We start from the raw sequence: 21,486 nt of genomic DNA, 5'->3' as shown, positions 1-21,486 counted from the left end.
CAAAACTGATAAAACATGAATATGAAACAAAGAAACTCTTATTTATTCGTTATCCTTTGCTGGCTGTGCACATACGGTTTTCCGGTACAGGCTCAGGATGTATCTTTGCAGGCCATAGAGGAAGCAATAAACAGTTACAACTACCGGCAGGCCATCGACCTTATCGGCCGCCTTGACTCAGTGACTCCCGACCTGCAACGGAAAAAGCTAGCCGCCTACAAGGAACTGAACCGGTATAGCGACGCAGTACGCCTGCTCAACGAAATGATCGCGGCCGACTCGCTGAACACGCACCTGTACATCGAACGCGCCAACTGCTACCTGATGCAAAACAGCGATAACAAAGCACTGGAAGAATACGGAAAAGCGTTGGAACTGGCTCCCGGCAACACCTACATCCGGACAAAGATAGGACAGTTGTATTTCCGCAACGAGCAGTACGAAGAAGCCAAAGCCCTGGCCGAAACCATGTTGGCCGGCGACACCACCCAATATGCCTTACGCCTGTTGGGCGATTGCTACGGGAAAACGGAACAACCGGACTCCGCCCTCTTCATCTATAAGCGGGCACTGGAAAGGGACTCGTCAGACTATGCGGCGGTGCTCCGCCTGTCAAACCTATACCTGGAAATGGACTCTGTGGATGCAGCGATCCGGTACACCGACGAGTATATCGCACTGGACTCCCTGAACCTGCCCGTCAACCGGGTAAATGCGTTCGCCTATTTCCAGAAAGAGCAGTTCCGGCCGGCCCTCGACAAATACCGGAACCTCTCGCAACTGGGAGATAACACGGCCAACACCAACTATTACCTGGGACTCTGCTACCTGAAAAACGACAGCCTGCTGAAAGCCTACGAATGCCTGGACATGGCCAACAAGAAAGCAAAGGAAAAGAACCCACAGATACTCACTTACCTGGGGATTACAGCTATCGAAATGCCCGGATATGCCACCGAGGGAATCGAGGCAACGAAAAAGGCCATCGAGCTGATCATGCCGGACAGTACACTGATGTTCTCGCTGTATAACACGCTGGCCAAAGGGTTCGTGATGCGCCGTGAACTGAAAGAGGAGATCGTGGCTCTGAAGACATCGCTATCTTACAACCCGCAATCGTCCGTCACCCTCAACCACATCGCCTATGCCTACGATATACTGAAAGACAACAAGAATGCGGTCAGATACTACCAGCTCTTCCTCGACAGCATCAGCCGGCGCGAAAAGCTATCCGGCTATATGCAAAAGCTGAAAGACGCTGCCGAAGAGAGGCTGCAGTATTACAGGGAAGAAGAATTCTTCAAAGGAAATTAACCCAGCCCATGCTATTGAAGCGCTTGTCCGGCGGGAACGATCGAAACGGCTTCCTCCTTCCCCAGCGTGAGCATCAGCAGGCCATTGCGTACGGGGACGGCGGATTGTTTCAGGGTAGAACCGGTCAGGGAGATGGAGTAGATATCCACGGAAGATATTTTCTCCCAACCTTCCGGCATCAGCCAGCTGCGGCCTTCGTATCCGTCGCCCGAATAAGCGATGATCTCGTTGTCGTTCCAAAGGGCGGGGACGAATAGGTTGTCGTTCTCACGCAGGATGAAATCACCTTTGCGGATGATGTTCTTCCCGTCTTCCACACGTGCCACGACACCGTTGCTGTAATAGAGGGCTTCGTCGATAAAAGCAACCCGGTCGAGCCGGCTCAGGTAATACCAGGGCAGCGTCATCGTGCAGAACTGCGACAAGAAACCGGGCATATTCTCCTTATCTTTCTGAAGGATCTCTTCCCCCTGCATACTCGAACCGAAACGGAAATCGCCCTGTCCGTCCCGGTGCGTACGTCCGCGTGCCGACAGCCTTTCGGGTATCTGCATCTGGAAACCTATATCCGCCGGGAACCACCACGACATAGGTTGCAATCCCACGAAACCTTCGCCGGGAGGATGCGCCCAGAAGATGCCTTCGCCCGTGACGTCGAAGCCTTTCTCCCGCCAGTATTTGAAGATCTTGCGTTGGGTTTCCACCTCCTTGTACCAGTCGATCCCGCCGTTCTCAGGCTTGGCATGCCAGGGGCTCAACGGACGGTTTTCCGGTTGCCAGTAAGCCATGAAGGCGTCGATATGGATGGTGTGGCCGTCCCTCAGTTCGGGTATCATGTCGATCAGCCGGTCGATACGGGGTTTGGTGAAACCTTTCTCCCACTCTTTCGTATAGCTCAGGTGATAGGCTTTATGGCCTTTGATGTATTCCCAGATCGACTTCAGGTTGCCGTTGGCATCGCGGGCGATGATGTCGTTCTTGATGTAAGTGTCCCAGAGGGGACTTTCTTCAAAGGCGTCGACCATATTGATATGAAGGCTGACGGTCGTGTTATAAGCCCGTGCTTCGCGGATCAGCCAGCGGAGACTTTCCAGGGCGGTGGCATCTTCCTCCCGTTTGAGGTTGGGGTTGACGATACTCCAGTCGGGGTACAGGTGATCGTGTCCGCCACGTTGCCACCCCACCAGATAGATGATCTTCGGAATGCCGCGCGTCAGGTTGTCGATCCGCTTGACCACATCCAGAGCTTCGCTGAAGGTGCACAGGCGCGAAGGGTCTTTGTGCTGGAAGATGACGTTATTCGGGTCGGGCTCGTTGAGTTCGCCGTCGTATGCCACGAAGAGTTTCATAACGAGTGTCTGGTGATAGTCGCGGTAGTAAGGAGCCACTACGACCTGCTTCGCGGCAGCGTAAGTCGTACCGTCTTTCTGGTAAATGGCGGTGACTTCGGCCAGGCCTCCCTCTTTCGGGAGCAACTGGTCGCCCGACAGTGCCACGACTTCCACGTTGCCACTCGCACTGACCGTGCGGACAGCCAGAGCGACTTCCGACAAGGGGATGTCAATCGTCTTGCCATTGGAGTAATGCCCTGTGATCTGAATAGTTCCCCGTTCGCCGGGATTACGCACAGGGTTCAGGGTTTCCTTATCCAGTTGGATGTCTATCTTCTCCAGCGTACCCTGCGTGCTGCACGAGAGGAAGAGGAATAGTGTTAGAATATAAAAAAGTGCTTTCATGATGATAAATTGTTTGTATATATAAATAGTGCTACTACCTACACGAGGGTGATGACACCTCTCATACAGTAGCGGTGAGACCTATCCGCAGACGGTGGACTATTCGCATCATTCCGAAAGGACAATCAACCAACCCCGTTTCGGATCGACCGGGATCGGGGTACCGGGGGCGAATTCCTGCGCTTCCTGGAAGTCGGTGATTGCCGGGGCTACCATACGGACAGACGACGGATCGAGGCCGAGCTGCTTCCAGTCGATGCTGAGTTTAACCTGCTTCGGGGCGGTAGAATAGTTACCGACCGAGAGAAGGGTCTTGCCCTGCTTGATGTAGGTGGTTACTTTGACCTCCTTGTCGGAAGAGGTGACAGGCGGGTTATCCTCCCAGAAACCAACCATCTGCGCGTCCATGATGCCGAAGTCGTCCCAGAGCTTCCAGATGAAGCGGGGATCACAGGAGACACCTTCCGTAACCCAGGGCTGGCGGACGGTCATGCCGTATTGCATACCCAGCCATTTGTTGCCGCCACCGTGCAGCATATCGCCCATCAGTCCGAAGGGGATGCCGGAGACTTCCACGAGCCAGTTGGCAGGCGACATCTCGTCGTACATGAAGCTCTCGCCAAACCATACCTTATCCACATAGGGGAAGTATTCGGCATATTGGGTAGCCGGGCCGCGGGAGAAGCCGGTGTTCGAATGCAGGTCGATGATGCAACCCGGCTTCACGTCGTCCATCGCATGACGCATACGTTTCAGCATGTCGCGCCCGAAAGCGACGTCATCCAGGTAGAGGCCGTCGATGTCGGTGTGCTTCACCAGCCAGGCCAGTCCTTCGATGTAGTAGTTGTACCAGCGCGAATCGCCGGTAGCCGTCAGGACGGATGCATCGGCGGCGATGCCGAAGCCCTGGCCGTCGAGGTGCTGGTACCACTGGGGAGTATAGTCCGTTACGTAATGTTCCCGGCACCAGGGGAAACCGCCGCCGTTGCCGCCTTGCAGTATCTCGTCGCCCAGGCTACGCAATGCCCATACCTCGGGTAGTACGTTCGTCAGCTCACGGATGGTGTAGTAGATCTTCACCTTACAATCTTTGGCGTGCCATTCTTTCGTAAAGTCTTTTATCTTATCCGCAGTGATAAACGGGTAGTTGATGAACGGATTAAGTGCGTTGGCATGGTGTACGTTGATGATCTTGACGCCGACGTCGAGGTTCTCTTGTTCCGGAGCGGGTGCGAAACTGTTATGATAATAACGGTCGGTGAATTGACGGCGGGGCTCTATCTCTTTTACCGGAGTGATGAGCAGGGAGAAATCGAATGCAAGATCTTCGCCTGCCTTCAGGGTTCGTTCGCCGCTATAAGCGGTGGCGACGGTCTGGCCGGCACTGCGGTTGATACGGAAACCGCCTTTGCCGTCGTTGTACCAGCTTGCCGGATAGGCCGGACGGTAGAGGTTCAGCAGCGGGCCGGTGTAAGAAGCACCACGCAGTTCGCAATGGATACCGGCTTTCTCGGAACCGCACCAGAAGCTGTCGAAAGGCCATAGCCAGGAAGTGCTTTTAGAGGTGGGGATGGAGACGGCGTAGTCGTGCACGGTCTTTCCCCGGGTTTCCCAGCCGCCGGTATAGTTGTCGGGGGTTTCCTGTCCCGGCAAGCCCAGTCCCATGAAATAAGGGGCAGCGGCGCTTTTCATCGGTATCTCCAGGCGGATGTCTTTGATCTGTAAATCTTTTTTGGGGGAGATGGAATAGACGTAGTTGATCCAGCCGTCGAACTCCATCGTCGTGTGGCAGGTCAGCGACAGGTCGGTGTCTTCGGCTCTCCAGCGTCCGGTGACTTTGCCTGCGGACTGGCCGGTGACTTCGACCGTACCGTTCAGCCTTTTCTCACCTGCATCCGTCCGGATGATGAAGCGCACGGGGGAAGCCAGCAACTCATGTCCCCAGGAGTCGATAGAGGACGGAAGGCCGGTGGGCATGTCGAGACTGACGGTACGTCCCAGGCAGGAGATCGTGTTGCTTTCGAGCGAGAGGTTGCTGTAACCGGTTGTCGGTTTATCGGTGATGCCCAGTGTCGAGTTCAGCCAGCGCAGACGGCTGTGCCGCCAGGGTTCGTTGTCTCCCCTATCGGCCAGGGCTTTGCCGGACACTTTCAGTTCGATGTCGACAGGGACGGCGTAACCGGTTTCGTCCGTGATCACGATGACTCCCTTATAGGTGCCAGCGGGTTGGTCTTCTTTCAGGTCGATACCGAACCAGAGGGGCTGCACGGCATCCGGGGCGACGCTTATCTCCTTGGTGAAAGGTTTGCCTAACGGGTTTACCCCATTGCGGTTGAAGCAGGTGATTGCTTCCGCCGGGATGATGTTATTGCCGCTCTTCAGGCCGGATGTTTCGTAGATGACGCTTTTGAGCTCCTCTTTTCCTGCCCAGACACCCAACTGGAAAGCGTAGTATTCGTTCGGCATGGCCGTTCCCCTGAAGGTGGAATGATCCGGGCTTTGCAGCCATTTATAAGGGATATGGGCTCTCATGCGTATCGGGTGGGTACGGTCTTCGGGAAAGACGAGGAAGCGGCCGGGGTTGGCCTTGCGATAGTTATCTTTCTCGTTTGCCGTTGCGATCACTTCCATCGGATAGAAGCTGTCGAAGGCGGTACGCGACTCCACACGGGTTACTTTTGCCTGCGGGAGTCCTTCTGAAACGGCTGGCCATTGCGGGTCGGGAGCTTCCTCCTGCGGGTAATAACCCCGGTGATAGTTCCCCCACCCTTCCTGCACACGGTAAGGGAGATAATAGAAATAATAGGTTCCTTTCGCTTTGACCGGGCCGAAGACGAGTTGGCACTGTTCGTTGTCGACCTTTATCCGCCGGATGTTGGGGATGGTGTCGCCGGTTTCCGCCTGTACGATCAGGAGACGGCGGTTTTCAACGTCCTTGTCCGGTCGCCGCCAGTCGAAAGAGAGCTGCACGGCTTCGGCGGGGTTATCGACAGTCAGTACGGCACGGTGGTTTCCCAGGGCTTCTTCCCATTGGGTTTCGGCTACGGTATAGGTGTATGGTGCCTGTGGCGTATCATGTACGCAGGACATTCCCAGACAGGCGAATAGCACGGATAATAATGAGTGTTTCATTCGGTATAATTTAAAGGTGTTACAATTCGGATTTATAACGGCCGGTAGAAGGGAAAACGGAGACAGCTTCATCCGGTTCGAGGGAGAGGCGGACAGTTCCTTTTTCGCAGGCTACACTTGTTTTATAGGAGATACCGGCAGGGGTTATCCGATAGATATCCACACTGTGCACATCCGACCAGTCGGGTGGCAGTTGCCAGGTCTTGTCTGTATATCCCTTGACGGAATAGGCCATGTATTCGCGGCCGGCACGCCAGAGGACAGGCATAAAGAGGTCGTCGTGATCCCGCAACAGCCGCTTATGGTGGGTGATGGTCGAGTCTTTCAGCGATACGGTGAGGTCGTCGTTATAATAGGCGATACGGTTTTCTCCTTTTCCGGTCAGGTTCTCCCGTTTGTAACGGTTCAGGTAGACGTAAGGGAGGGTTCCGGTATAGAACTGGTAGCGGTATTTGTCGATCCAGTCGGGTGCGGGCAGGAAGTCGTTGTCAACTCCGCCGAAGCAGTCTTCTCCCCGGCCGCTCATGCCGAACAGGAAGCCCAGTTGAAGTTGTTCCCGGGTCAGGTCGGGAAACTGTTTGGCGAAGAGGTAGGAAGCTCCTCCGGTGGTCAGGTAAGCGGGGTATTTCATATAGTCCGCTTCTGTGGCTTCAAACCAGAGGTACCACGGAGTCAGGCCGATAAAGAGGTCTTTCCCTTCCCGCAGACGGTTGAAGCTCTCGTGCGTGACATCGATCCCTTTCCCCCTGAAGTAACGGAAGATCCTTCGCTGGTAGTTCTCTTCTTCTTCCCATGAGATCTTTTCATAGGGGTTGTCGCGTACAAAGAAGGCGTCGATCATGATCGATCCGGCATCCTTCAGGAAAGGCAGCAGCTCCAGCAAGGCGTCGATACGCTTCACGGCATAACCACTCTCCCACTCGTTCTTATAACATATCTGATAGGCTTTGCGTCCGTTCCATACACCTATCTGCATCGGAGTGCCATCGGTGTTGCGGGAGATAAAGCCTTTAGCGAGGTATTCATCCCATAACGGGCTGTCGTCGTAGGCATCGGTCATATTGACGTGGACGCTGATATGGGTGTTGTATTTCTTTGCTTCTTCGGCCAGCCATAGCAAGGATTCACGGCCGGTGGCGTCGCAGTCTCTTTTCAGGGTGTTGTTCACTTCAAACCAGGCGGGGTATTTATCGTCATGCCCTTTATATTGCCAGCCTACCAGATAGAGGGTCTTCGGTAGCCCCCTTGTCACGGCATCCATCTGCTTGACGAGCGACAAGACTTGCTCGAAGGTATAGCATAGCACCGGGTCTCCTTTTTCATCGGGGTACGAAAGCATGATCTTCATCAATTGCATCTGATGGTAGGGATGCATGTAAGCCTGTTCGGGTTGCATCGTCTTCGTCCAGTCGTATTTCTCACCGGAGATCTCCCGCCACGACTCTTTCGACAGGCCTTGGGAGAATAAGGACTGGCTGGCAAGCATGAACACAAAACATGCCAGCCATAACTGAGTTTTCTTCATCTTCTTCATTTTTACATTCGTTTGTTTACAGAGAAAAGGCTGTCCGTCCTCATACAGGGTCGGACAGCCTCAGGATTTCAGATCTAAGGATATAAATATATAGGTTACTTATTCAATGCAGTGATCTGGATTGTCCAATCTTTCTTTGTGCCGTTGGCGGCTTTTACCAGGTATCTGCGCGTGGTAGAAAAATCACCGGGTGAACCCAATGTCGGAGCACCGTCCTGCGGGGTAATGACTGCCGCTGTGGAGAGGTTGAATTTTCCTACGAGATTGGTCAGTGCAACAGTATTGCGGATCGCTTCCGTGAAAGGGCCGTCGGCTGCCGGAACCGAAACCGTGCAAGTGATCGTTCCTGTTTCCGCATTGATTACTTTATCGTTTACAGACAGAGTCACGACTTTCACGATCGGCTCTCCGTCGATCCATACATCTGTCGGATCTTTATAGCGAAAATCAAACTTCACGTCTGTGATATTGGCTTCTTCGAATGCGGGCAGGTCATCCAGGTTTCCTTCCAGACAGGATGAGCATACCAAAACAAGCATTAATAACAGACTATTCTTCACCAGTTTTATCATATTCTTTTTCATACTTCTTTGTATTAATGATTAATCATCGATTACCAACCCGGGTTCTGTGGGCCTAAATTAGCGTTACGGTCGATCTGTCCCTGCGGGATAGGAAGCAGGTAACGGCGGTCTTCACGGAACTCGCGGATATCATTATCGCCATGCGTCACTTTACCTACGTAGAAGGATGTACGATCTTTTGTTATTTCTACGTAAGTCGGTATTTCTGTAAATCCGGCAATCTTACCACCCGGTGCTACGCCGTTATTGGCAGCGCCACCGTGTTTACCCCAACGCAGCAAACTCCAGTAATAGTCGTTCTCCATCGGCAGTTCGCAACGGCGTTCCTGTTTGTAGAAGTTCCAGGCTTCCTGCAGGTTGGTGACCTGTTTGGCCGGCAGTTTACCGTGTACCGTGCGGGTCTGGTTACAGATGGCGACTGCATCCGCATAGTTACCTTCGCCCATTCCGGCCAGCCACAAGATGGCTTCGGCTTTATTCAGCAGGACACGTCCGTAACGGGTCACAACGTAATGGTAGTCGGTCGGTGTGCCGGCCAATACGCGAGGATCTACGTTATATACTCCTTTCTTCCAGTAGTAGTTGGTCAGTCCCATGTGAGGGCCTAAGCCACCGTTTGATTTACGCCATAAGTTACCGTTTACCGTCATATAAATATCCTCATTCCACCAGGTACAGCCATCGTAAGCGAATGTTCCGTAGAATCGGGCGTCACGGTTGTTGTACATGACCTCGCTAACTGACTTGTCACCTTTTGCATTACCGTAGAATAATACTTCCGCTTTTTCCTGTTCGATAGTCCAAGCGGGGGCTGATCCCTGGGTAAGAGTAATATTATTTTTGAACTGGGATGATTCGGTCCAGGGAACGCCTTGTCCGGTAGCCTCGTCGATCACGTCATAGCAATCTACCAGGTTCTGTGTAGGAGCCCACCATAACCAACCGATGAAAGGTTGTCCGCCGTTTGTCTGGAACAAAGGGCCGCAGCCGTTCTTGATCAGGTTGTCGTTGTTGGTGTTAGGCATTATGTTCTGCAATGGGACAATATGATCCGTATTGGTATTGGCCTTATCCCGGTAAATGGCAAAGATGATTTCGTTTGAATAACGGTCTTTCTCGTTGAAGATATTCCCGAAATCAGAAGCCAGGGAAGCACCTTCCACTGCATCGGCTGCGGCTATTGAAGCCTTCAGCCATTCTCTCTTTTTGTTAGCGTCCGTTTCGTAAGCGGCAGCCTGTAGGGCAATCTCCGATTTGAAAGCATAAGCCATGTTGCGTGACAGCTCACCGGATTTGGGAGCGGTTGGCAGATCAGGCAATGCTGCATCTATATCATTCAGGATATAGGTGTAACTTTCGGTAGTCGTTTTTGTGGTAGGCATCATTAAACCGGCATTGGCTGTATCGGCTGGAGCCAACACTTTGTCTATCCACACAAAACGTCCCATCGTACGAGCTTGTTGATAATAGAATAAAGCCCGAAGCAATTTAGCTTTAGCCGTAAGATCTTTTGCTTCCGATTCCGAGAGTCCTTGTCCCTGGTATTCTGCCGCCTTCTCTATGATCAGGTTACAACGACGAATCTTAGAGAACTGATTCTTAAAATCATGAACATCTGTATACCGATCGAGTTGCTCGCGAACAAAGCCAATCCCTCCATTTGAGTGTACGGCATTACTTGTCCGTTCTTCCCAGGTTGTCTGGTTTCCATTTATATAACCATACATTATATCACTCATCGTTCCGGTAACAAAAGCATCAGCCGTTGATTTAGACCCCCATACGGTTGCTTCATCATACGATTCGAAAGGCTGCGTATCCAATACATTACAGGAAGTAATTCCAAGTAAAATTGATAAGGATGCTAATGATACTATATTTTTAAGTTTCATAAGTCAATTCTTTATTTAGTGATTAAAATCCTAGGTTCACGCTTACTGAATACACACGTTGTACCGGGTAGTCATAGTTGTTGGTACTACCGTTTTCAGGGTCGAAACCATATTTCGTTGCAGGCGAGATCGTAAATAGATTCTGTCCGCTCAATACTACCTGACACTTATAGAGCCATTTAACGTTCTTCAGCAACTTCGTACGGAAATCGTAGCCGAGCTGCAACGATTTAAGACGGATATAACGTCCGTTCACCAACCAATAGTCGGATGTTTGATAGTTGTTATTTCCATTCACGTTAGAGTTCATTGCAATTCTCGGGTATTTCGCATCCGTATTATCCGGCATCCAGTAATCCATCTGATAAGGATAAACCATTGTATAACCTCCGGTAGACTGTCCACGTACTACGTCATCCAGATACATATCACGTGATGTTGCTCCCTGGAAAAGAATATTGGCAGAAAAACCTTTATAAGAGAGGTTGGCATAAACACCATAGTTACCACGCGGGAAATTATTCTTACCGATACGCCACTGGTCGTTATCGTCGATAATACCGTCACCATTCATATCCTTGTAGATAATATCACCGGCAACAAGATTGGTCGAACCATCCCGGCGAGGCATGTTCATTGCCTGATCGGAGTTCTTATAATATCCCAGGTTCGTATATCCGTTACCCCAATATCCGGTTTGCTGAACAGAACGTCTATACGGGTTCTTCTGGCTGGCCAGGTCTTCATCCCAGGCATTGGATACCAACTGGTCGAAATAGGTAAAGTTAGCACCCACTTCATAATTAAAATCACCAAAATGATCCTTCCAGGAGAGATTAAATTCGTAACCTGCGCGACGATGTTCGCCATTTGACTTAACTTTAGGAAGCGACAGTCCCAGTGGGTCTGCATAATCTACATTTGAAGGAGAGGTCAGATAACCGGTTGTTCGCATATAGAAGTAGTCAAAACTACCTGCAAGCCGTTCGCCCAATGTATTGAAGTCGAAACCAACGTCGAAAGAGTTACGAGTGTACCAGGTAATATCATCACTGATCAATGCACCTTCGCCAAAGGTCGGGACAATCTTGCCATCTATCACATAGCCACGTTCATTTAAATTATATGAAGTAAGATAACTGAATGGAGAAACGGCATTAAGCCCTACTTGTCCATAAGAAATACGTGCTTTAAAGAAGTTCAGGATATTACGGTCTTTAAGAGGCTGAAAGAATGATTCTTCCGATATAGCCCAGGCTGCAGATCCCGAAAAGAAGTTACCCCAGCGACGATCTTTCGGAAATAAATCGCTACCGTCATGACGGAGAGAACCTTCAATATAATATTTCTTCTTATAATTATAAGCAGCCCTGGCTACAAGACCGGCTTGCCCTGCTTCGCTTTCACTGCCACCATTTTCCATCGTGTCGGAAGGGCCTGCTCCCAACTGGTCGATCATAAATATATAATTTTTACGCAGAGCATTAAATCCACGGTAAAATTGATAGCTTTGTTCATATCCGATAGTAGCCGAAACATTATGTGTTTCATCTAAAAAGGAGCGATTGTAGTCGGCAAAGTACTGCATAGTCCACTGGCGATAACTTCCTGTATTATACCTTAAACTAACAGGATAGTCAGGGCCCGTATTGCCTTCCAGGTCATATTGCGGAGCCGTCTTTGTCCAAGTTTTGGTATCGAACATACCGAAGCGATAGTTACCGCTAACCTTTAGTTTTAATCCTTCGACACCTATCACCTTCCATTCGGCATTAAATAAGCCGTTAACCATTTTAAAGTCTTCTTTATAATAACCTGATTCTGAAGATATCTCCGCTAACGGATTATCATAACCAATATAGATCTGTCCGTCTTGATTACGATCGAGTTCCATCGGGCTTTTATTCTGAATATGGCTCCATGTTGCCCAATAACCGGTAGAATATTGTGAACGGGGTGTTTTCATATTCTCAATATATCCGTCCAGTCCAAAGTTTAAGGTCAGACCTAAATCTTTAAATTCGGAAGATTCATTCATACGAATATTATAACGCTTATAACTTTCAGCACTACCTTTATACATCGATCCCTGGTCGTATGCCTGGAAGGAAACATAATATTTATTGAAATCCGAACCGCCTCGAACGGCCAATGAATGCTTGCTTTCAGGTGCAAAGTTACGAAGCATTACCTTTTGCCAGTCTACATTCGGATAATTATACGGATCGGAACCGGTGCGGTACTTATTCAATTCATCATCCGTCCATCTTCTTTCGAGACCATACAGATCACGAACCGTATTATCAAAAGAAGCCCTCTCAAACGAGTTAAGTTTTTCTTCCAGGTAAGTCGGTTCGCTCCAACTCTGGTTAAAGCTATAATCTACACGAAGTCCTTTCAGCCCTCCTTTTGTCTTAACTACCAAAACGCCATCACCTGCACGAGCACCGTATACAGCAGCGGCTGCAGCATCCTTCAGGATAGACATCGACTCTATATCATCTGTATTCAAATTAACAAAGTCATCATATTCGGAAACAAAGCCGTCGATAACTACAATCGGTGTTCCACCACCACGTATAGACACAGTAGACTTTTTACCAAGACCACCACCCGCTTGTGTAACGATCAAACCGGCAGCACGTCCGGCCAACGCGTCTGTGATATTAGGAACCGGAACGTTCTTGATTTTCTCTGCATCTACGGTAGATACGGCAGAGGTAAGATTACGTTTAGAGTTTGTACCGTAACCGATAACAACTACTTCTTCCAACGCTTTCGAGTCTTCCTTCAATGTAATATTCAAGGTCGTCTTACCGCCAACCACAACTTCCTGTGTAGTGTAACCGATAAAAGAGATAACTAATACAGGAGCTTTGATATCTTTCAGGTCTAAAGAGAATTTACCTCTCATATCGGTAGTTGTACCTACACCGGTTTCCCCTTTTACAAGGACATTGGCACCGATCACCGGTTCACCGAAGTCGTCGACAATCGTACCGGTCACAACTGTATTGTTTTGTTGTGCCTGCTGTTTTACTTCTTCTTTTTTGAATAATACGATATGCCTGTCCGTAATCCGGTATCCCAACGATTTGTCACGTAACAGGGCATCCAATACTTCATTAATAGATTTATTTTTCATATCTACGGATACGTTCTCATTGAGATTTACTTCATCCAGTTTGTAGACAAAGGTAAACTCCGACTGATTCTCGATGGATTTCAAGACCTGAAGGATCGTTCCGTTTACTTCAAGGTTCAATTTTGTTACCTGGGAATAAGAAAGAGATGCTGTGGCTTCCCATATACAAACAAAGAGGAACAATAAGGCTAATTTTGTGATTTTTAAAATCGGATTGCGTGTCTTAGGAGAAATATTCTCCTCATTCATAGAGCTTTTTGCCCCATGAAACACTCTAATTAAATGTTTATTCATACATTTGCAAAATCTAATTGATTATTTATGGCAATTGGTAGTTGCCGTTTACTTAAATGATCTGCGCTTAGAGCATAAATTGGGGATGTTGGTAGCATTCCCAATTTTTTTACCTGGTCTTACGTACTGTTCATGGTCTTCAATTAATTTTTAAGGTTCAACAATTATTTATCTGATATACACATCCCTATTCTTTATCTCAAACTTATAGCGCATTGAGATTTGCAGAATAGACAATATTTCCTCCAGTGACTCCTTATGCGTAAACTGTGCTGTTAAGAATACCTCTTTTATCGATTCATTTTTCAAATGAAACTTCACATTAAAAGAACGCTCCAAAACACCAAGGATCTCTCCAAATGTGATTTTCTCAAAAAAGAAGTCACCTGTCACCCACGAAGTATAAGAAGAAGTCCTGACGGGACGTACCTCTATACTTCCACTCTCTTTGTCAAACAGTGCCTGTTCGCCCGGAACTAGTATCCTGTCGGCTGTTGCAGTACTGTTCTTTTCATTGTATAATGCAACCGATCCTTCTATCAATGTAGTCTCGATTACTCCTGAGTGTGCGTCTGCCAGGATATTGAATTCCGTACCCAGCACTTGTACACGCATTCCTTCCAGGTTCACGATAAAAGGCTTTTCCTTATTCTCGGTTACATCAAACAATGCTTCCCCTATCAATTCTATTTGCCGTGTATTTTTATCAAAAACTTCGGGATAACGGATATATGAATTACCGTTCAGCCATACGGTGGTGCTATCCGGCAAAAGTACCCGTGTCTTCGAACCGGCCATAGAGGTAATTTCCATATACGCCAATGGCCTGGGTTCGGTATGTATCTTATATAAAAAAGAGGAAACAATAAGTAAGGCAATCGAAGCAGCGATAGATGTGTACTTCCATACGGAAGATACTCCCATAATGATCGTTTCTGAATTCATGATTCGTTGCCATAATTTATCGTAGACGACATCCGATTCTGTTTCTACCGGCTTGAACTGAATGCGTCTCATGATCTCTTCATCTTTTCTTTTTTTTATATTCGACATCTTCTTTATTTATAATAATTATCCCATTCATATATATAGATGACAGGTCTCAGAAAAAACCCTAATAAGGAAGTTCACTTTTAACATTTAAAGAAATGAGATATAAAATAACAAGCCGGGAGATACAGCTTCCGACTTTTTTATATATATTTGTTTCGTGCTTAAAAAGCAAAGCGTTGCGGCACATTCACATAGTAAAAACATAAGCGTTAAAAATATTGTCCTAAATACGAAATCTAGACAATTTCATTATAGACGGATAGTAGACAACAAACGCTCATGTTCTTTATCTTGTTATATACGTACGTATGCCCATGGGTGTACCTAATATATCAAATAAAGAGCGTGGGATGTTGTTTATATCGTCTATAGGGTAGTCTAGAACCTCGTATTTAGGTATATTCAGCAGTTCCCACGCTTTCTTTATGTTCAATCCGGACGGGGAATTTCCGGGTAACACAAATAGGTCACCTTATGAATTATAAAAGCTCATCGCCACAATCACTCCTGTATTCCTCTGATTTACTGGAACATCACTACGTTAATTATTTCATTAAAAAGATAGAGAACAAACTGCACGTAAAAGAAAAGCCGTATATTTACTCCTGTAAAAACTACTTATTTTCTTTAGTATCGAGATAAACCACTGAACTCTGAACGTATGAAATTTAGGACAAGAGGATACGCTAAATCATCCCTGATCGATAATATAGCCAAGGGAGACGAAAAGGCTTTTCGTCTGCTCTTCGACATGTATTATCAACAGTTGTTCCATCATGCACTTTATTATTTATCTTCAAAAGAGCAAGCGGAAGAAGCAGTGTCTGATGTATTCTTTATTATGTGGAAGAAGCGGGAGACGTTGGACAAGATTGAGAACATTGAAAGCTATCTTTATACATCTGTTAAAAATCAGGCATTACATTATATACGGAGAACAAATGAACCGGAAAAAGACTCGCTGGAGCTATATCATATAGAAATAATTTCGGATGGAAGTGATCCGGAAGCTAAATTATTAGCCCAGGAGCAGCAGGAGCTTATACAGAAAGCAATCCATTCTTTACCAGAGAAATGCAGGGAAGTATTCAGATTGTTTCTTTCGGATAAACTCAAACAAAAGGAAATAGCAGTCTTACTAGCTATATCACAAAAAACGGTCGAAGCACATATTGCAACAGCTTACAAGAAAATTTATGCGTATTTAAAAAAAGCAGATTGAAAACAATTGAAGAATCACTTTAACCGAACTAATATCAATACATCATTGTCTTCTTCTTTCAACCCATTCGCCCATTCTGCAAGCTTCCTGCTTGTAGTATGAGATAGTTTTTCTTTTACCTCCTGAGCAAGATAAGAAAAGATTAGATATTCTCTTTTTCCAATAGACCAACAATCGTAAATTGATACAGGAATACCTTCATCTATATCATTGAGGATTTCTCTTGCCGGATGGCGGAAAAACAGATCCCGACTTTTATCATACAGACAAAGATTATATTCGCTGTTCTGACGATACTCGATGAATAAATAATTAGGAGTATCTAAAATCGTTCTTGCTTTCAGACAAGAATTATCCGTTTTATCTGTCATTTTTGCCGGTGTAAGCCGAAAACTTCCTTTTGACCATAGATATGCTATACTTTCTTGTGAATCATTTAAATGGAAAATAGTATCATTGAAATGATTCCAGTAAAGTAATGTACCATCTGCGGATTGACAGGTATAATTGCCTCGAATAGAGATTTCATCAGAGGTGAATTTTATATCAGTATTTGGTTTAAGCGTTATTATCCGGCCATTATTTGCATCCACTCTTCCCCAAAGATAAGGAGATTGATTTATTGATGTATGAATCAACGAAAAACAATATAAGCTTTGATTCTGGTATTTAATATAAATAGGATTAAGATTATCCGGCAATTTAATCCGGTTCAGAAAAGAACCGTCTAATGAATAAACAATTACTTCCGGATTACATAATATGAAAATTCTTTTATCTTCCCTATCGACAGTAAATTGTAAACACCGGGTATATTCTTCCGGCCCGGGGCCTGAAGAACCGATGGTTTGTATATAGTTGCCGGAATTGTCGTACTTTAGTAATTCATCGCCCGTACTTATTAAAATGAAGCTATCTATATATTCACAATGCCGGATGCCACGAAAAATGACAGTCGTATCAAATGATACATATATGACACTGTCTGCTATATCCGATAACTTTATTTCTTTATTAATAAACAGATCCGGATTTATCTCAGGCACTGTACCTTTTTGATTTTGTTGACAAGCTAATAAAATAAATAACAGGAAAGCTAAACAGTATTTCATAATCTATCAAGTAAAAAGTATAACATAATATGCCTTCTTTATATAAAGAGAAGGCATATTACATTAAACCCTTATAAATGAATGTTTTATTAATGTTTTATAACTAAAGAGGAATATCTGTTCAGATTTTATTGCTACTTATTTGGGGTCGTCTGATAACTGAAAGTAGAGACTATATTATCTGTTGTCCGGATAGTCAGTATGAAATTGCCGACTTCCTCTTTACTGAAATTCGATTTACCGGAGAGTGTCACTTTCGTTTTTCCATAAGGAGCGAGTGACGGGAGTTTGGTTTGTCCGATTTCCGTCTTTTTGCCATCCTTTAGTTGTTCCAGTTTCAAAACGGCCGGTTTGGATGTTACCTGGCCGAAATTCTCCACTTCGATAGTCATATTCCGACCATCTGCGGCAAAGACAGGCATACGGGCGGAAAGGATCGGATCGTTATAGCTGATCCAAGGGAGACGGGCATATCCGTAGAGTAGTTTGCCGGCAGTTGTTTTTCCCAATAACTTGGGAGCGAACTCTTCGGCTGTGATACCATTACCTTTGGCATCGAAAGTGACAATCAGGTCTTTCCCTTCTTTCGCAGTACTTAAGACTTTACTTCCTTTTCCGAAATTTACTTCCGTAGAAGCACCGAAGCGTAAGGAGTTGAGATCGATATCCGTTTGCGGGTTAAATCCTTCTTCGGCAGCGATCTTTACACGGATCGTTTTCGTATTCGGTGTAATAGGTTTTGTGTCGAGGACCGTCAGCAGCAAACCCGGATTTAACGGGATACTGATATTTTTAGAGCTATGGTTATCATTCGGAAGGTCTTCATGCTTCAGGGTGTCGATCACTGCAAAGTTGGCCTGGATGGCACGACCGTATTCGTCTTGCAGGATTTTAATACGTTCGTATTTAAACCAGTCCTCTACTTTTCCGTCTTTATGGACAGAGATACCGGGAAGATAGGCTTCACCCGGATCGGTTACCCAGTTGACACCATCTTTCGAGCGCAGGTAGAAGGCGATACGTCCCAGCCAGTCATTCACGATCAGGTGATACTGGACATGATCGCGCCAGACAACAGGGTCTTCGAACTCGCCTTTTACCGGGGGATATACCCGTTTATCCGTAATCTGGTTGTAAGGGGAAAGTCCTGTTTGACTGATCCATACACCGCCGCCACGGCATACCATCAGGTAGGATCCGTCCTCGCGTTGCGAGAAAGTGAGGTTCGATAAGCCTTCGATTATAGGGCGGTCGCGTTTATCGAAGTCGAACTTATTGTATGTCCACGGGCCATTAAGGTCGTCTGCCAGGTAATAACCGTCGATGACATAAACGACAACACGGCCGTCTTTCAGGCGAAAAGCTTCGGGGTTATGTCCCGGGCCGATGGTATCTTTAATCATAAAAGGGCCGATGGAATTGTTGCATACTGCGTGGTAAACCGTCGAGTTCGGCCAGAACATATGGCCTTTAGGTGAGTTTTCCGGCCAGCCGCAGACGTATAGATGATATTGCCCTGCATTATCTTTTATAATGTTTCCTCCCCAATAAGAACGTACATTATCTTCAATACCGTTATCTATATATCGGGGGATTACATTTTTTGCGCCCCATACGTCACTACTTAATTTTCCGGCAGGCATCGGAAGAAAACGATCCATAAACCGGGCTCCTTCCACCAGGTGATCCCATTCTGCCGGGCGCGGTCTTTCGGTGACCTGTGCATCTGTATTTTGAGTGCTCAGTAAGAGGGCGGCTGATGCGCATAAGAATAAAGAATAGAGTTTCATCGTATTAAGAATTAAGTTATTAATGGATCAAATGTATAACTTTTGCTGCTTGGGTACAGCCGCTTATACGAAAAAAAACTACGCAAAGGTTTGCGTAGTTCTTATAGGGGAATAGCACTATTGTGCTGGTTTGACAGGACTATTATAGTATCTTGCCGGGACTATAGGAGTAGCTGGATAAAATAGTAGTCTTGCAGGAAGCTACTCTTCTTTTATATCTTCAGCCGTTCTTATTTGATTTTTCATTAAACGGCTATGATAACTGTTTGTGATATCAGACCATCCGGTTTCTATCCAAAGTGGTTCTTTGCAACAAGTTTGTTCCCATTGGTTTAACTGCTTCATTAGCTCTTGTGCTTTTTCAGGTTCTTCGGATAAGATATTATGCATTTCTTCTACATCCTGATCCAGGTTATACATGACAGAGTCTACACTGCGGGTAATTATCAGCTTATAAGAACCGGAGCGTATAGCACGTGTATCCATTTTGTGCCAATAGAGGGTATCATGCGGATTACCTGTTTTTTCTCCTGAAAGATAAGGTAATAAAGAAACACCATCAATCGGTTTATGCAACTCATCTTTCTGAATATCTAAAGCATCAACTATTGTTGCAAAGATATCCAGAGAAGATGTTAATCCACTGAAAGGCTGTTTCTCCTTAAAGCGATCGCCCCAGACAACAAAGAATGGAACACGCTGTCCACCTTCAAATTTATTACCCTTAAATCCTTTTAATGGAAGATTTGATGATTGGTTAGTCGTAGAGCCGCCGTTATCACTTAAAAAGAATATAATTGTGTTATCAAATTGTCCTGTTTCTTTCAGTTTATCTACAATCTTGCCGACCCCCCGATCCAAAGCATACATCATAGCAGCATATTTCTGTCGGGGCTGGTCTTTGAAACGTGCCAAATCTTCTTTAGTTGCTTCATTGGGGGAATGAGGAGCTGTATAAGACATATAAAGCATAAACGGTTGATTATTTTCTGCAATAAATTTTTGTGCTTTAGAAGTCAGTTCATCTGTAAAATAGCCATCGAAAGAAAGATTCCGGCCATTATATTGATATTGTTGTAAACTACCCTCCTTATCACTGGTTTGCGGATTATAAAAATAAGAACGATGTCCGGCTAACAATCCGTAGAATGTATCAAAGCCTTTAGCTTTTGGCTGTTGAGATGGTAGGGCGCCCAAATGCCACTTTCCTATACATGCGGTATGATATCCCTCACGTTTTAACAGGGCAGAAAGTAACTCTTCACTTTCAGGTATACCATTACCTTCTTTATCCAGATTACATTCATATCCATATCGTTGCCCATATCTACCGGTTAACATCATTGAGCGGGATGGACTACTTACTGTTGCTGCCACATGTGCATCTGTAAAGATACAACCATTAGCTGCCAGATGATCTATGTTCGGAGTTTGTATATCTTTTGCACCCATAAAACCGAAATCTGCATAACCGGCATCATCTGCAAGTATTATTAATATATTTGGTTTTTCTGCTCCCTCTTTTTGGCCGGATGAGCAAGAAATCAGGCTGGAAACAGTACTAAGATATATATATACAAACCGATTGATCTTTATTGATTGATTTATTTTCATTTTTATCTGTTTATTTATTTTTTCTTTCTAAAGGTGACGGAATTTTTTTAGCATATTTATCCCGGTCACATACAATCTTTCCATCAATATATTCTAATTCTGCAATCTGAATAGATGCACGATGGTAATTCCATGTATTTTCTCCGACCTCTATTCCATTTATATCATATATGCGTCCCGGATGAGTGAAATAGAAAATAAATGCACGATCTTCCAATACAACTACATCACAATGTCTCCCCTGATCAAAATCGTCTGGACGGAGCCCTGGTTTATTCAATATAGTGGAATTATATTTCCATTGTGAAGCATCATCCGATTCATAGCAATGTAATCCGACATAGCCTAAATTACATTCATCAATAATATTCCAATATTTATTTTTCCAGTAAAAAACAATTGGTCCTTCATGAGAGACATCGTCTATCTCGCATTTTCCTGTTACTGTCCATGTATCTAAATTCTTACTGGTACCTGTATATGTTTTAGAATCCGGTGATTTATACCACATTTTCCAGCTTCCATCCGGCATTTGAAAAGCAGAAGCATCTATACAACCATGTGTGCCTTTAATTTCTTCCACTAAATCCCAATTTATCAAATCTTTACTTTTATAAAAGACAAGCCGGCAATCCCCCCCCCAAAAAGGATGTATACCCGGAATAAAAGTAACGATCATATAATAGGTATTTTTATATTTGAAGACATCCGGGGCCCAAAAAGTGCTTTGTCCCTGTAATGGTTCAGGTAAGTTTGCCGTACCAACATAATACCAGTTTTTACCGTTGTCTTTTGTGGCTGCAATACCTACTTTAGAACCATACACACAGGCTACATCCTGAAGATTAGGCACATTGGCACGACGTTGGGTATAAAAAATCCACCATTCCCGCCTTTCTTCATTCCATTCAAGTGTCGGGTCCGTACAACCGTCATAAATCGGACAACGAAATAGTGGAGCCGGAGCATGTTCTATGTCAAAAGGCTTTTCTTGCGCAAAAAGTCCTGTTTTACAAAACAAAATGATCAATATAAATAATGTAATTCTCATGTTTTTCTGATTT

At 45.7% G+C, this 21,486-nt stretch carries 13 protein-coding genes; 2 read left to right on the top strand and 11 right to left on the bottom strand.

The features are described 5' to 3' along the window. Nucleotides 1-21 precede the first annotated feature (21 nt). Nucleotides 22-1,314, top strand: coding sequence for a tetratricopeptide repeat protein (locus tag HMPREF1536_RS17455; protein ID WP_167331492.1), 1,293 nt, complete (start codon nt 22-24; stop codon nt 1,312-1,314). Nucleotides 1,315-1,325: 11 nt separating this feature from the next. On the opposite strand, the gene HMPREF1536_RS17450 is transcribed toward HMPREF1536_RS17455, so the two are convergent. The 7 genes from HMPREF1536_RS17450 to HMPREF1536_RS17420 all read right to left on the bottom strand — a co-directional run bounded on the left by HMPREF1536_RS17450 (nt 1,326) and on the right by HMPREF1536_RS17420 (nt 14,684). Next, a complete protein-coding gene (locus HMPREF1536_RS17450) occupies nt 1,326-3,050 on the bottom strand; it encodes an endo-alpha-N-acetylgalactosaminidase family protein (RefSeq protein ID WP_028726773.1) in 1,725 nt (574 codons plus the stop codon). A gap of 108 nt (nt 3,051-3,158) precedes the next feature. Then, a complete protein-coding gene (locus HMPREF1536_RS17445) occupies nt 3,159-6,182 on the bottom strand; it encodes a glycoside hydrolase domain-containing protein (protein WP_028726774.1) in 3,024 nt (1,007 codons plus the stop codon). Between the two features lie 19 nt (nt 6,183-6,201). Continuing rightward, nucleotides 6,202-7,707 carry an endo-alpha-N-acetylgalactosaminidase family protein gene (locus tag HMPREF1536_RS17440; RefSeq protein WP_044191645.1) on the bottom strand — a complete coding sequence of 502 codons (1,506 nt, stop codon included), beginning with the start codon at nt 7,705-7,707 and terminating at the stop codon, nt 6,202-6,204. 104 nt (nt 7,708-7,811) lie between these two features. Further along, a complete protein-coding gene (locus HMPREF1536_RS17435; protein WP_044191601.1) occupies nt 7,812-8,300 on the bottom strand; it encodes a DUF5018-related domain-containing protein in 489 nt (162 codons plus the stop codon). Nucleotides 8,301-8,329: 29 nt separating this feature from the next. Next, a complete protein-coding gene (locus HMPREF1536_RS17430; RefSeq protein ID WP_028726777.1) occupies nt 8,330-10,192 on the bottom strand; it encodes a RagB/SusD family nutrient uptake outer membrane protein in 1,863 nt (620 codons plus the stop codon). Nucleotides 10,193-10,214: 22 nt separating this feature from the next. Beyond that, entirely contained in the window at nt 10,215-13,586 is a 3,372-nt protein-coding gene (locus HMPREF1536_RS17425) for a TonB-dependent receptor (protein WP_225608014.1), read from the bottom strand. A 213-nt stretch (nt 13,587-13,799) separates the two neighbouring features. Beyond that, nucleotides 13,800-14,684, bottom strand: a complete 885-nt coding sequence (locus HMPREF1536_RS17420) for a FecR family protein (protein ID WP_028726779.1) — start codon at nt 14,682-14,684, stop codon at nt 13,800-13,802. A 661-nt stretch (nt 14,685-15,345) separates the two neighbouring features. Between HMPREF1536_RS17420 and HMPREF1536_RS17415 the strand changes: the two genes are divergently transcribed. After that, complete coding sequence (locus HMPREF1536_RS17415) at nt 15,346-15,906, top strand: RNA polymerase sigma-70 factor (protein WP_028726780.1); 561 nt, start codon at nt 15,346-15,348, stop codon at nt 15,904-15,906. 14 nt (nt 15,907-15,920) lie between these two features. Here the strand turns inward: HMPREF1536_RS17415 and HMPREF1536_RS17410 are convergent, their stop codons facing one another. The 4 genes from HMPREF1536_RS17410 to HMPREF1536_RS17395 all read right to left on the bottom strand — a co-directional run bounded on the left by HMPREF1536_RS17410 (nt 15,921) and on the right by HMPREF1536_RS17395 (nt 21,473). Beyond that, nucleotides 15,921-17,018 carry a 6-bladed beta-propeller gene (locus HMPREF1536_RS17410; RefSeq protein WP_028726781.1) on the bottom strand — a complete coding sequence of 366 codons (1,098 nt, stop codon included), beginning with the start codon at nt 17,016-17,018 and terminating at the stop codon, nt 15,921-15,923. Between the two features lie 134 nt (nt 17,019-17,152). Next, on the bottom strand, nt 17,153-18,808 hold the full coding sequence (locus tag HMPREF1536_RS17405; protein WP_028726782.1) for a glycoside hydrolase family protein: 1,656 nt from the start codon (nt 18,806-18,808) through the stop codon (nt 17,153-17,155). Nucleotides 18,809-19,009: 201 nt separating this feature from the next. Then, nucleotides 19,010-20,422: a sulfatase-like hydrolase/transferase gene (locus HMPREF1536_RS17400; RefSeq protein WP_225608013.1), complete on the bottom strand. Its 1,413-nt coding sequence runs from the start codon at nt 20,420-20,422 to the stop codon at nt 19,010-19,012. A gap of 10 nt (nt 20,423-20,432) precedes the next feature. Continuing rightward, on the bottom strand, nt 20,433-21,473 hold the full coding sequence (locus tag HMPREF1536_RS17395) for a glycoside hydrolase family protein (RefSeq protein WP_028726784.1): 1,041 nt from the start codon (nt 21,471-21,473) through the stop codon (nt 20,433-20,435). Between the last annotated feature and the right edge of the window lie 13 nt (nt 21,474-21,486).

Origin of the sequence: Parabacteroides gordonii MS-1 = DSM 23371 (assembly GCF_000969825.1) — a bacterium.
Taxonomy (GTDB): domain Bacteria; phylum Bacteroidota; class Bacteroidia; order Bacteroidales; family Tannerellaceae; genus Parabacteroides; species Parabacteroides gordonii.
Note: the sequence above shows the minus strand (reverse complement) of the source record. Positions and strands in the feature narration are given on the sequence as shown.

What these genes read in the sequence shown, in the direction of transcription:
- HMPREF1536_RS17420 (WP_028726779.1), bottom strand. Translation starts at nt 14,684, where the DNA reads ATGTCGAATATAAAAAAAAGAAAAGATGAAGAGATCATGAGACGCATT.
- HMPREF1536_RS17405 (WP_028726782.1), bottom strand. Translation starts at nt 18,808, where the DNA reads ATGAAACTCTATTCTTTATTCTTATGCGCATCAGCCGCCCTCTTACTG.
- HMPREF1536_RS17445 (WP_028726774.1), bottom strand. Translation starts at nt 6,182, where the DNA reads ATGAAACACTCATTATTATCCGTGCTATTCGCCTGTCTGGGAATGTCC.
- HMPREF1536_RS17435 (WP_044191601.1), bottom strand. Translation starts at nt 8,300, where the DNA reads ATGAAAAAGAATATGATAAAACTGGTGAAGAATAGTCTGTTATTAATG.
- HMPREF1536_RS17440 (WP_044191645.1), bottom strand. Translation starts at nt 7,707, where the DNA reads ATGAAGAAAACTCAGTTATGGCTGGCATGTTTTGTGTTCATGCTTGCC.
- HMPREF1536_RS17415 (WP_028726780.1), top strand. Translation starts at nt 15,346, where the DNA reads ATGAAATTTAGGACAAGAGGATACGCTAAATCATCCCTGATCGATAAT.
- HMPREF1536_RS17395 (WP_028726784.1), bottom strand. Translation starts at nt 21,473, where the DNA reads ATGAGAATTACATTATTTATATTGATCATTTTGTTTTGTAAAACAGGA.
- HMPREF1536_RS17400 (WP_225608013.1), bottom strand. Translation starts at nt 20,422, where the DNA reads ATGAAAATAAATCAATCAATAAAGATCAATCGGTTTGTATATATATAT.
- HMPREF1536_RS17430 (WP_028726777.1), bottom strand. Translation starts at nt 10,192, where the DNA reads ATGAAACTTAAAAATATAGTATCATTAGCATCCTTATCAATTTTACTT.
- HMPREF1536_RS17410 (WP_028726781.1), bottom strand. Translation starts at nt 17,018, where the DNA reads ATGAAATACTGTTTAGCTTTCCTGTTATTTATTTTATTAGCTTGTCAA.
- HMPREF1536_RS17455 (WP_167331492.1), top strand. Translation starts at nt 22, where the DNA reads ATGAAACAAAGAAACTCTTATTTATTCGTTATCCTTTGCTGGCTGTGC.
- HMPREF1536_RS17450 (WP_028726773.1), bottom strand. Translation starts at nt 3,050, where the DNA reads ATGAAAGCACTTTTTTATATTCTAACACTATTCCTCTTCCTCTCGTGC.
- HMPREF1536_RS17425 (WP_225608014.1), bottom strand. Translation starts at nt 13,586, where the DNA reads ATGAATGAGGAGAATATTTCTCCTAAGACACGCAATCCGATTTTAAAA.